The sequence below is a fragment of the Pedobacter sp. KBW06 genome, from assembly GCF_003852525.1.
Classification (GTDB): domain Bacteria; phylum Bacteroidota; class Bacteroidia; order Sphingobacteriales; family Sphingobacteriaceae; genus Pedobacter.
The window spans coordinates 877,047-889,407 of the sequence record NZ_QAJL01000004.1; the positions used below are offsets into that span (position 1 = coordinate 877,047).

A 12,361-nucleotide genomic window follows, 5' to 3' on the forward strand; every position below is an offset into this window, starting at 1 on the left:
GATATGCAAATCAAACAAAACAAGATCAGCTATTTGATCAAATTTGCCCTGGTGACACTGGGTTCCATGTTTTTTGCTCCCGCAGTGGCGGATGCTCAATTCGTAGGAAATCCCCTGATCCCACAACCGGGAAAGGTGATCATTTATAGCAACGATGCCAAAGGCGGGCATCACCAGGTGGCCACAATTGCGGACAGGAATAACATCAGCTCCCCGAGACGTCAGCCGGGAATGCTCTGTACCGTGATGGACGATGGTACCGGGAAAACAAAAACCTTCCAGCTGGTTTGTGCAGATGTTCCGGCAGAGCTGGACAATAATGCCAACTGGCTTTTGTTTTCGCCAGCCGCTGCTGCTGGAAATAACCTGATTTATGGTCAGGGAATTCCGGTTGCCGCAACAGGAAAAAAAGGTGATTTCTATGTGAATACTACTGATCAAACACTCTTTGGTCCTAAAAAAGATGACGATACCTGGCCTGCATTGTTGTTACAGGGGATTCCTTCAGGGCCTGCGGGCGGGGATTTAACGGGAACATACCCTAATCCCCTGATCGCAGAAAAGGCCGTGACCCCGGCACACATTAAAGGAGGAACAGCAGATCAGGTGATGGTGACCAATGCGGAGGGACTTGTTTCCTGGGTGGATAAATCGACTTTAGGTACTGGCGGAGGAACAATTGGCGCTTTTAACGGAAGCAGGCCAATTACCGGCGACTATTATAAAAACGTAAACCCGGGAACGAATGACCTGGCCAAATGGATCGAGGCTGTTTTTTATCCTTCATTGGGGCCATCTGCTTCCTTAACGGCAACACCTTCCGGTGTTAAAGAAATGGGGCCTGCGGGAAGTACGGCGATTACCCTGAACTGGCTTGCAGGAAGGGCTGCGGAAACGGCGGAGATTACGAGCATCATTGTTCATGGGCAGGAGGTGTTTACTGCGAGTCCTGCTGCAGGTGCAACAGTTGGAGGAACGCTCAGCGCAAATGCAAACAACAACCAGCCAACAACTTTCAGCATGACCGTAAAGACCAAAGACAATAAGACACAGCAGGCTTCTGCTTCCATCAGTTTCCAGTGGAAAAGGTATTGGGGATTTGCCAACGGAGGCGAAGACGGACAAAGCTTCGCGCCTACGGACGCGGAGATCCTAAGCCTTTCGGGCGCAGAGCTGGGAACTTCGGCGGCGGTAACGAATAAATCGGCCAGCCCTTCAGGCAGACAAAAACTGGTGATCGCCTACCCTTCAAGCTGGGGCGGAACGAAAATAATTGTAGGGGTGAACGATTCTACCGGGGCATTTGAAAGAACCACAAGGTCCTTCCGAAATGCCAGCGGAGGGGTTACGGATTATGTGATCTATGTTCAGAGAGACAATACTGCAGCAGGCTTAACCTTTGCTGTTCAATAACCGGGAAATAAATGAAGACTTTAGAAAATTATATTCCAATGAAAACGATTTATACATTTTGTCTGATCCTTTGTATGGCTTCCTTTTCGGCCAGCGCACAAGTGAAAGTAATCGGTGCGGTAGAGCCAAATGACCTTAGCGATAAATATCCTACCCACAATGAGATTTATGGAAAAGGAGGATTCAGATCTGTGGCCAGCAATGCCGAAAGAGATAACATTACCCCTGCCAGAAGAAGTGTGGGGATGTTGGTTTACTCCATTCTGGAAGAGAAATTCTATCAGTTAAAAGCTGGCCTGCTCAATACCAACTGGGTGGAAACCCAAATGGGGGGCGGTGGCAGTACCGGAACGCTGGCGATAGAAAAAGGCGGTACAGGAGCAATCACGGCCGAATCGGCGAGAACCAACCTGGGCTTGGGTACTTTAGCGGTTCAGAATAAAGATGCAGTGGAAATTACCAAAGGGGCAATTGATGGTACCCTGATCGGAAATTCCAGTCCGGCGCAGGGGAAGTTTACCACGCTGGATGTAAACTCGGAACTGACGGTAACAGGTCAGGTGATCGTTAACGGCGACATCAAGGCTTCAGGAGATGTGACCGCAAATTCGGATGTTCGTCTGAAGAAGAACATTCTCACCATTCCGCCGGTTTCTGAGAGCCTGAGAAGATTGCATGCGGTGTCTTACGACCGTAACGATATGGAATTACACCAGATTGGCTTCATAGCCCAGAATGTTCAGGAGTTTTTTCCTTCTCTGATCAAAACAGATAATGATCAGCGGAAAACACTTTCCCTCAACTACCAGTCGATGACGGTACCTTTACTGAAAGGCTGGCAGGAACACGATGAAGAGATTGTAAGCCAGCAAAGGGAACTGAAGACCCTGAAAACTGAACTGGAAGAATTGAAGAAAACAGTAGCTGAACTGAAAGCCCTTTTAAAGGACAGGAAGTAATGGAAATAAAAAAATGGGATGCCTGGCACAGGCATCCCATTTTTTATGACCTTGTTATTTGTTGATGCCTTCCAGTGCAAAAAGGAAGGAGTAATTTAAAGCAACATCTTTCAGGTAATCAAAGCGGCCTGAAGCTCCGCCATGACCAAAGTCCATATTTGTTTTAAGCAGCAGGACATTCTTATCCGTCTTGGTTGCCCTTAGTTTGGCCACCCATTTTGCCGGCTCGAAATACTGAACCTGACTGTCGTGAAGACCTGTCGTAACCAGCATATTCGGATAAGCTTTCTTTTCTATGTTCTCATACGGAGAATAGCTCTTCATATAATCGTAAGCCGCTTTTTGTTTAGGATTTCCCCATTCATCAAACTCATTTGTGGTCAGTGGAATGCTTTCATCCAGCATGGTATTGATCACATCCACAAATGGAACCTGTGCAATCACACCATGCCACATGTCGGGAGCAAGATTGATAATTGCACCCATCAAAAGTCCGCCTGCACTTCCGCCCTGCGCATATAAATGTTCTTTTCCTGTGAATTTCTCATCGATCAGGTATTTCCCGCAATCAATAAAGTCAGTAAAAGTATTCATCTTTTTCATGAGCTTTCCGTCTTCATACCATTGACGACCCATTTCCTGTCCGCCGCGGATATGCGCAATCGCATAAACAAAACCACGGTCTAACAGACTTAATCTGCTGCTGTTGAAAGCCGGATCAGTACTGGAACCATAAGAGCCATATGCATAAAGCAACAGAGGCGCCTTTCCATCCTTTTTAAGACCTTTTTTATAAACCAGTGAGATCGGAACCTTAGTCCCGTCTTTTGCGGTCGCATACAGCCTTTCTGAGGTATAATCATCCTTATTGTATCCTCCAACTACTTCCTGTTGCTTCATCAGCTTTTTTGCCTTCGTATCCATGTTATAATCGTAGGTAGAAGAAGGAGTGGTCAGTGAAGTATAAACATAACGAAGCGTCTTGCTGTCATAATCGGGATTAGCCCCAACCATAGCGGTGTAAGTCGGTTCTTCAAAAGCGATGTTATGTTCTGTACCGCCTGTTGCACGAACACGAAGCTGAGTAAGTCCGTTTTTACGTTCGGTAATTACAATATGGGTTTTAAATTCTTCTACACCTTCGAGTAAAACGTCTTTACGGTGAGGAATCACTTCTTTCCAGTTTTCTCGGCCGGTTTTATCCAGCGGGCATTCCATCAGACGGAAATTCTTGGCATTCCAGTTGGTCAGGATCAGGAACTTGTCGTCCAAAGGAATTGCTTCATATAACATGTCCTTTTGTCTTGGCTGAAAAGACTTAAATGGCTGATCTGGCGTGCTGGCATCCAGCATTTTAATTTCATTGGAAAGTGTAGCCTGAGAATAAATGAAAATGTATTTCCCGGATTTTGATTTCCCGACACCGATATAATTGGACTTGTCTTTCTCCTCATATACCGTTACATCCTGTTTTGCATCGCTGTTTAGCTGGTGTTTCTTTATTTTTTCACTCAATAGCGTTACTTCATTCTTGGAAGTATAGAAGATCGTTTTATTGTCCATTGCCCAAACAGGATCGCCCTGGGTATTGGAAATCGCATCTTTAATCACTTCTCCGGTTTCCAGGTTTTTAATGTGAATCACATATTGACGTCTGGATACTTTATCTACTCCAAAAGCCATCATCTTATTATCCGGGCTAACGGAGAATCCAGAGGCCTGATAATAAGGTAAGCCTTTCGCTTCCGCGTCCATATCTAATAATATTTCTTCTTTGGCCTCCAGTGTACCCTTTTTCCGGCAGTATTTGGCGTATTGTTTTCCTTCTTCATTTCGGGTATAGTAGTAATATCCGTTTTTGAAGACCGGAACAGATTCATCTTTTTCCTTGATCCTGCCTTTGAGTTCTTTGAACAGATCTGCCTGCAGCGTCTTTGTTCCACTCATCATGGTGTCCAGGTATTTGTTTTCGGCGGTCAGGTATTCCACGACTTTGGTACTGTCTTTTCCTTTTTTGAAATAGTCAATCATCCAGTAGTAGTTGTCTGTTACCGTATCCCCATGCAGGGTTCTGACGAAAGGTTTTATCTCTGCGACAGGTGCTGCCGCATCCGGCCATTTATAGGTTTCCATTTTATTGTCTTTGTTTGTACAGGACAAAGCTACACCGAGTAGCAGTAATCCGGGGATAGTTTTTTTTATCATACGCTGGTCAAGGTAATAAGTTGTTGTTCTGCAAATTAGAATTTATTCTTTAATTTGCATTGACCCCTGTGTAAAAATTTTATCGAAATGAGAAAGATGTTCAAAAAGAGTAATGTAGTTAACGCAATGTTCGTGATTTTGATGCTGGTTGTTCTTTTTGTTCCTTCAGCGAAAGCAATCATGATTCAGGGCTTAATGGAAATCGGACTTTTTAAACCGGATACGACTGCAGCACCAAAAGCGTCGCTGCCAGCAGATGGCCTGGCTGGTATCCGCTTTAAGGATGCTTCCGGAGCAGTACTCGACCTGGGGGATTTAAAGGGTAAAGTGGTCTTTCTGAATTTCTGGGCAACCTGGTGTCCTCCCTGTTTGGCCGAAATGCCTTCTGTAAACAAACTATATCAGCAATTTAAGGATGATAAAGAAGTCGTTTTCATTCTCGTGGATGCTGATGGCGACTTTGGGAAAGCTCAGAAATACATGGACAGGAAGGAGTATAAGCTTCCGGTTTTCGCCGCGGCAAGCAGCATTCCTGAAAGTCTTTTTTCCGGAGCATTGCCCACAACCATCGTTTTTGATAAGGAGAGTCGCGTTTCTTACCATGAATCCGGAGCCGCAAACTACGCGAACACCAAATTCATCGAATTTATCCGGAAATTAAAGGGGAATTGATTTAACATTTTTTAACTTTAAAATGGCAGAGATCAACCCGCTACGTCATATCTTTGCATTAGAAATTGAGTAATTTTGCTTTTAGTTAATTACTTGGAAATGTACCGAGCTTAATCTGCGCTAAAGATGGCATAGATTATGTAAGATCCATCTGACAAATAAAATAAAAATATATACAGATGAAACGGAATTTGATTATTGTCGCAAGTTGCATCGCAGGTCTGGTTTACTCGACGATTGGTTATGCACAAAATCCAGGACTGGCAGAAGACCAGAATCCGAGATATCAGGAAAGCAGGGCTAAATATATAGAATTAGCTGATTCTTTGAACCGTAATCAGGGCAGTACTGTCCAGAATACCTATAAAGCGTACGACTGGTACACGGCAAGGGAAGAGCGCAGGGCTTTGCGCAGACAAAGAAATTATGAAAATAGCTGGTACAACCCTTACTATTATGGTAATTCTTATTATTCTCCGATAGGCCTCTCCCTGGGCTTTGGCTATAGCAATTATGGCTGGGGTAATAACTACGGTTATGGCAATTGGGGACATCACGGTCGCTGGAACCGCTGGTAAACAACAACATTAGAAATTTATATTTAGAAATATGCAGTTTAAAAAGATAATAGCAATTGCAGCTATTGCAGTTTCTGGGATGATGGTCATCAGCTCATGCTCCAGACAAGTGACACGTGTAAATACAGATGAATCGATCGACATCAGTGGAAACTGGAACAATACCGATTCAAGACTGGTGGCACAGGAAATGACCCAAACGATTCTGGGCGGGAAATGGTTACCTAACCATTTGGAAGGTAAACAAGGAAAGAAACCAGTGGTAGTGGTTGGCGCGGTAAACAATAAAAGCCATGAGCACATCGATGCTGAGACTTTTGTTAAAGACGTAGAGCAATCTTTTATTCAAAGTGACCGTGTGAGATTGGTACAGGGAGGTAAAAAAAGAGAAGAATTACGTGCGGAAAAAGCAGATCAGCAAGACAACTCTTCCGTATCGACCATGAAGAAATTCGGATTGGAAAACGGAGCTGATTATATCCTTCAGGGATCTATCAACTCTATTGTAGATTCACACAAAAGGAAAAAGGTCGTTTATTATCAGGTAAACCTGGAACTGACCAATATTCAAACCAATGAAGTGGTTTGGATAGGAGACAAAAAAATTGCTAAATACGTTAAAAATTAGTCTGGTTTTACAGACTAAATGTAATATGGTTAATATTAGTAAGCATACTTTTAGAGCATCACTTCTTTTGGGGTTGATGCTCTTTCTTTTTAGCTGTTCCAGCTATAATGACATGATTGGGCCATATTACAAACAGGTTTCCAATGGCAATTATCCGGAAGCAATTAAAGAGCTGGATAAAAACAGCCTGCTGAAAAAGCCGAGAAACAAATTGCTTTTCCTCATGGAAAAGGGAAAAACGAGTCACCTGGTAGGAGATTACGAAAACAGCAACCGTTACTTTAATGAGGCCGATCAGCTCCTGGAAAATGGAATGGGTGGTGCAATGGATGCCGTAGTAGGAACCCTCGTAAATCCGATGAGCCAGGTTTATAAAGGAGAAGACTTTGAGAAGTTCATGATCCATTATTATAAGGCCTTAAACTACGTTTACCTGAACCGTACGGAAGACGCAATTGTAGAAGCAAGAAGGATTACACTGCAGTCGCAGGAACAGGGTGATAAGTTTGACAATAAGGAGAGCCGTTATTCGAAAGATGCCTTCTCATTAATGCTTCAGGGATTAATCTATGAGCATGATGGTGATGTGAACAATGCTTTTATCGCTTACCGGAATGCAGCAGAAGTTTACCTGAACAGCAAAGACCATACTTATTACGGGACGGTGATGCCGGAAGGCTTAAAGAAGGATGTATTGAGAACAGCGGATGCAATGGGATTTGTTTCTGAGCTCCAGCGGTTTGAAGGCTTGTTTAACCTGAAATATACCAGAGAAAAAGCACCCGAAGGCGGAGAACTGATCTTTTTCTGGGAAAACGGACTGGCACCTGTTAAACAACAGGAGGAATTTTTCTTTTCCCTGGTTAAAGGGGGGGATGGAGGCTTGTTTTTCACGAATGTAGGAGGAACGATTATCGTTCCGTTTAACAACAGCTATGGCAATAGCAGGGATTTTAATGCAAGTTCAGTTCAGAGCTTGCGGGCAACCTATCCAAAATACGTGGCACGTTCTCCTTTCTATAGCAATGCCACATTGAGCAACGGGACAAATACGATAAATTTTGAGAAAGCAGAAGACATCAATGAACTGGCGTTTAAGACGCTTGATCAGCGTTTTCTGAAAGAGATGAGTAAAGTACTGACCCGTCTGGCAGTAAAGAAAGCTGCGGAGTATGTGCTGAGAGAAAGTGCTAAAGGAACGGGAAAGAATGGAAAAGACAACTCCCTTTTGGAAGGACTTGGTTTGGGCATGCAGCTGTATAGCCTGATCTCTGAAAAGGCAGATACCAGAAACTGGCAGTCTTTACCTGCAAATATCAGCTATACCCGGATTCCGCTCCAAAAAGGGAACAATACCATCACGCTTAACCTAAAAGGAGCGAATGGCAGTAATGAAACGAAAACAATAGAGGTTATGGGCACAGGAAAATTACAGTTTTATAACTATTCGACTTTACGCTAGCCCTCAACTCAAATCAATAAACCACACAATAAATAGATATGCAAGAGCCTTTTGACATTCAAATAGGAAATATTAATTATGCTGTTTTTCCGGAAGGAAACGATACTTACGTGATTTTTAAAGAGGGTAAGGAATATGTCCACATCCAAAAAGACACGGAACTTCAATGGTTGAAACTTGACGAGGAAACCGGCCTTCCCTTATTTGAAGCAGACGAAGAGATCAATAACATTGGCCGCGAGATCATCGCATTCCAGCCTGAAGAAGAGGAAGAGGAAGGCGAAGAGGAGGAAGAAGAAGAATAGGCCTCAGGATGCCCAGCTATCGCGGTCCAGGCTGCGGTAGTGAATGGCTTCTGCCAGATGTTCCGGTTTAATGTCTTCACATTTTGCCAGATCGGCAATCGTTCTGGCCACCTTTAAGATCCGGTCGTAAGCCCTTGCTGATAAGCCCAGTTTTTCCATGGCTTTTTTGATCAGTTCCTGTCCCTCTTCATTGATATGACAAATCTTGCGAACCATTTTAGGGCTCATCTGGGCATTGCAGTATAAATCTGCTTTCCCCTCGAAGCGAAGGCCCTGAATGGCCCGGGCTGCAATTACCCGCGATCTGATCAATGCGCTTTTTTCTGCCACAACAGGAGAAGAGAGCTCGCTGAAGTGTACCGGGGTGACCTCTACATGCAGGTCTATCCTGTCCAGCAAGGGGCCTGAAACTTTACTCAGGTATTTCTGAACCATCCCCGGCCCACAGATACATGCTTTTTCCGGATGATTATAGAAACCACAGGGACAGGGGTTCATGGAAGCGATGAGCATAAAACTTGCCGGATAGACCACGCTCATCCTCGCTCTGGAAATCACGATATTCCGGTCTTCCAGCGGTTGACGCATCACCTCAAGCACACTTCTTTTAAACTCAGGCAGTTCATCCAGAAAGAGCACGCCGTTATGTGCCAGTGAGATTTCTCCCGGTTGGGGATGGGCACCGCCCCCCACGAGTGCCATATCGGAAATGGTATGGTGCGGACATCGATAAGGACGCGCTGTCATGAGTGAATCTATGGCATTGAGCTTTCCTGCCACCGAATGAATTTTAGTGGTTTCCAGGGCTTCCTGTAAGCTTAAGGGAGGAAGTATGGTGGGGACTCTCTTTGCCAGCATTGTTTTTCCTGCTCCCGGCGGACCGATCAGGATCAGGTTGTGTCCTCCCGCAGCGGCAATTTCCAGCGCACGCTTGATGTTTTCCTGTCCTTTCACATCAGAAAAATCAAACTCATAACTGTCCTGAGGCCGGAGAAAAGTATCGGCTGAATTGACGAATACCCGTTCCGGTTTTTCTTTGTTATTAAAGAAAGAAACCACTTCACTGAGCCTGGACATCCCGTATACATGAAGATCCGATACAATTGCCGCTTCCCTGGAATTGTCTTTGGGCAGGATAAAACCTTTAAACCCCGCCGCTTTCGCCTGGATGGCAATGGGTAAGGCCCCTTTGATGGGCTGTAATCCTCCATCTAAGGAAAGTTCGCCCATGATGAAATAATCTCCGGTTTCCGGGCTCTCAATCTGACCTGAGGCCGCGAGAATGGCCAGGGCAATTGGAAGGTCATAAGCTGAGCCTTCTTTTCTGATGTCTGCAGGGGCGAGGTTAATCACGATCTTCTGTCTGGGCATTTTCAATCCGGCAGACTGGATCGCGCTTTCTATTCTCCGGAGGCTTTCTTTAATGGCATTGTCCGGAAGGCCAACGATGTGGTATTTATTTCCTCCGCCAATACTGACTTCAATTGTGATTGTTAGTGCATCAACGCCAAAAACAGCGCTTCCATAAGTTTTTACCAGCATATAAGATTGGGTTTTGCCTAATCTATCAGCAAATACAATATGGAGGTAGTTTTTTGGCAAATAAAAAGCCCGGCTTGAAGGGCCGGGCTGATCGTTTATCTTAGAAAAACACCTTACATTCTTCCCTGAGGCATTTTAGGCATATTTTTCATCATTTTTGCTGCTGCTGCAGGATTAGAGAACTGCTTCATTACTTTACGCATGTCTTCAAACTGTTTGATCAGTTTGGTAACGTCCTCAATTTTATTTCCGGAACCCTTGGCAATCCTTGCGCGTCTGCTTTGCTGAATGCTGTCCGGGTTTTCACGCTCGTACTTGGTCATAGACTGAATGATGGCTTCCACATTTTTGAAAGCATCATCTTCTATCTCCACATTTTTCATCATTTTGCTCACGCCCGGAATCATGCCCATCAGGTCTTTCATGTTACCCATCTTCTTGATCTGCTGAATCTGGCTGTAGAAATCGTTGAAGTCAAACTTGTTCTTACGGATTTTCTTTTGAAGTTCTGCCGCTTCTTTCTCATCAAACTGCTGTTGTGCACGTTCAACGAGGGAAACCACATCACCCATTCCCAGAATCCTTGAAGCCATCCTTTCAGGATAGAATACATCCAGGGCTTCCATTTTCTCGCCGGTACCGATAAATTTGATCGGTTTATTCACCACCGATTTGATCGATAAGGCCGCACCACCACGGGTATCACCATCCAGTTTGGTTAAAACCACCCCGGTAAAGTCTAACCTGTCGTTAAATGCTTTTGCTGTATTAACCGCATCCTGTCCGGTCATGGCATCAACAACAAACAGGATTTCGTGCGGTTTAGTATGTTCTTTTACGGCGGCGATCTCGTTCATCATCTCCTCGTCTATCGCTAAACGACCGGCCGTATCTATAATAATTACATTGTTGTGCTGTTTCTTCCCTTCAGCAATACCCTCCATTGCAATCGCTACCGGATCTTTGGATTCGATATTTGCATAAACAGGAACCCCGATCTGCTCTCCAAGGATCTGCAACTGGTCTACCGCTGCCGGGCGGTAAACGTCGCCTGCCACCAATAGTGGTTTCTTGCCTTTACTTTTCAGATAATTGGCCAGTTTTCCTGTGAAAGTTGTTTTACCGGCACCATTCAGTCCGGCAATCAGTATGATCGTTGGGTTTGTTTTAAGGTCTAACTCTGTCACTTCACCACCCATTAAGGCAGTCAGCTCATCGTTCATTACTTTGGTCAGCAACTGACCCGGAGAAACAGCCGTAAGTACATTTAAGCCCAGCGCTTTTTCTTTCACCTCATCGGTGAAGCTTTTCGCTGTTTTGTAATTTACGTCGGCATCCAATAAAGCCTTACGGATTTCTTTCATGGTCTCAGCCACGTTGATCTCTGTAATACTGCCTTGTCCTTTTAAAACTTTAAATGCACGGTCTAGTTTATCCTGTAAATTTTCAAACATTTTCTTTAATGCTTAGTGTTCAATTTTTTGTAAAAGCCAAAGTTATTAATTTTGGCCGAATCAAATGGGAATATTTGTAAAGTATTAGCGTGGGAAGACAAACATTACGCCTAGCGCAAGTACCTGACTTGCCTGAATCTGCGTGTCATTGTCCTTATCAAAGAGACCTACGCAGGTAAGTGAGACATTCATTAGTCTGTTTAGCTTAGAGGTGATGGCCAGATCCAAACGGTGGTCAATGTGTGCAAGAGGCCTGTCGTACGGGATAAACATCTGATACCGTGATTTTAAGACCGTATTTGTGAATACTTCTTTCTCAAAGTTGGCAACCACCTGAAATGCAAGTTCATTTTTGAATTTCTTTCCTCTCTCAAGTCCATAATTACTATTGTTATTCTTGTATATGGCGGTGTCGAGCACAAAAGTCTGTCTGGCGGTACCCGTACCAATTCTGGTAGAAAAGTATTTGTTGGGCTTATATTCAAAACCCATTGATTCAGTCAGATAACCTGGAGCCATAAACCTGGAAATAAGATCGGCCTTTTCCACTCCTGCTGTGGTCGTGTATTTGTAACCTTTATCAAATTGAGATTCAAAGTTTACTGAGGCGAAGAAGTACCAGTTTTTGGACATCTGTATTGCAGCTTTGTTATCCCAAAAGATCCTGTCTCTGGTTTTCTTTTGCAGTTGATCTTTATTTTTTACTTTTCCATATTCGAGGATCACTTCACTCACATAGCTGTAGTTTTCCTTACTGTATTCTGCTTTATAATTCACCAAACCGCCTACAGCAAGGGAGTTTACCCCACCACCTTTCCAGTTATTGGAGAAAGTGGCCTGGTTTACATTGATCCCTATCGCAGTTTTCGTTTTCCAGTAATTTACTTTCGCATCTACAACAATGGGAGAAAGGGTTACAGGTTTAAAAATTAAAACTCCTGTTCTGGATGGTAAGGGACTACGTTTTAGTTTGATGTCTAAACCTTTGGTATCAATTGGAATGGTATCCACTTCCTGAGCAGATAAGGTGTTTATGGATACGACAAAAACCAATAAGAAGCTGGCATAAAAAATCTTCATTCCTACAAAGAAAAACAAAAATGTTGCTTATTAAAAGTTTAATAGCAAACTAATTGCAGAATG

Annotated in this window: 11 protein-coding genes; 7 read left to right on the forward strand and 4 right to left on the reverse strand. The window is 43.9% G+C overall.

What is annotated here, in order from left to right; all coding sequences use genetic code 11:
• Window positions 1-3 precede the first annotated feature (3 nt).
• Window positions 4-1,413 carry a hypothetical protein gene (locus DBR43_RS25925; RefSeq protein ID WP_124586218.1) on the forward strand — a complete coding sequence of 470 codons (1,410 nt, stop codon included), beginning with the start codon at window positions 4-6 and terminating at the stop codon, window positions 1,411-1,413.
• An 11-nt stretch (window positions 1,414-1,424) separates the two neighbouring features.
• Complete coding sequence (locus DBR43_RS25930) at window positions 1,425-2,372, forward strand: tail fiber domain-containing protein (RefSeq protein WP_124586219.1); 948 nt, start codon at window positions 1,425-1,427, stop codon at window positions 2,370-2,372.
• Window positions 2,373-2,426: 54 nt separating this feature from the next.
• On the opposite strand, the gene DBR43_RS25935 is transcribed toward DBR43_RS25930, so the two are convergent.
• The gene (locus DBR43_RS25935) at window positions 2,427-4,577 is read right to left on the reverse strand and encodes a S9 family peptidase (RefSeq protein WP_124586220.1); all 2,151 of its coding nucleotides are present in this window, start codon (window positions 4,575-4,577) and stop codon (window positions 2,427-2,429) included.
• Between the two features lie 87 nt (window positions 4,578-4,664).
• Here DBR43_RS25935 and DBR43_RS25940 point away from each other — a divergent pair, with 87 nt between their 5' ends.
• The 5 genes from DBR43_RS25940 (at window position 4,665) to DBR43_RS25960 (ending at window position 8,222) form a co-directional block, all read left to right on the forward strand.
• Window positions 4,665-5,249, forward strand: coding sequence for a TlpA family protein disulfide reductase (locus tag DBR43_RS25940; protein WP_124586221.1), 585 nt, complete (start codon window positions 4,665-4,667; stop codon window positions 5,247-5,249).
• A gap of 179 nt (window positions 5,250-5,428) precedes the next feature.
• Window positions 5,429-5,827 carry a hypothetical protein gene (locus DBR43_RS25945; protein ID WP_124586222.1) on the forward strand — a complete coding sequence of 133 codons (399 nt, stop codon included), beginning with the start codon at window positions 5,429-5,431 and terminating at the stop codon, window positions 5,825-5,827.
• A 31-nt stretch (window positions 5,828-5,858) separates the two neighbouring features.
• Window positions 5,859-6,455: a penicillin-binding protein activator LpoB gene (locus tag DBR43_RS25950; RefSeq protein WP_074611477.1), complete on the forward strand. Its 597-nt coding sequence runs from the start codon at window positions 5,859-5,861 to the stop codon at window positions 6,453-6,455.
• A 112-nt stretch (window positions 6,456-6,567) separates the two neighbouring features.
• Complete coding sequence (locus DBR43_RS25955) at window positions 6,568-7,917, forward strand: COG3014 family protein (protein WP_233603219.1); 1,350 nt, start codon at window positions 6,568-6,570, stop codon at window positions 7,915-7,917.
• A gap of 38 nt (window positions 7,918-7,955) precedes the next feature.
• Window positions 7,956-8,222 (forward strand): hypothetical protein, encoded by a 267-nt coding sequence (locus DBR43_RS25960; RefSeq protein WP_199757131.1) that lies wholly within the window; start codon window positions 7,956-7,958, stop codon window positions 8,220-8,222.
• Between the two features lie 3 nt (window positions 8,223-8,225).
• On the opposite strand, the gene DBR43_RS25965 is transcribed toward DBR43_RS25960, so the two are convergent.
• The 3 genes from DBR43_RS25965 to DBR43_RS25975 all read right to left on the reverse strand — a co-directional run bounded on the left by DBR43_RS25965 (window position 8,226) and on the right by DBR43_RS25975 (window position 12,298).
• Window positions 8,226-9,764, reverse strand: a complete 1,539-nt coding sequence (locus DBR43_RS25965) for a YifB family Mg chelatase-like AAA ATPase (protein WP_124586225.1) — start codon at window positions 9,762-9,764, stop codon at window positions 8,226-8,228.
• Window positions 9,765-9,877: 113 nt separating this feature from the next.
• Entirely contained in the window at window positions 9,878-11,218 is a 1,341-nt protein-coding gene (ffh, locus tag DBR43_RS25970) for a signal recognition particle protein (protein WP_124586226.1), read from the reverse strand.
• An 84-nt stretch (window positions 11,219-11,302) separates the two neighbouring features.
• Window positions 11,303-12,298 (reverse strand): DUF3078 domain-containing protein, encoded by a 996-nt coding sequence (locus tag DBR43_RS25975; RefSeq protein ID WP_124586227.1) that lies wholly within the window; start codon window positions 12,296-12,298, stop codon window positions 11,303-11,305.
• Window positions 12,299-12,361 lie beyond the last annotated feature (63 nt).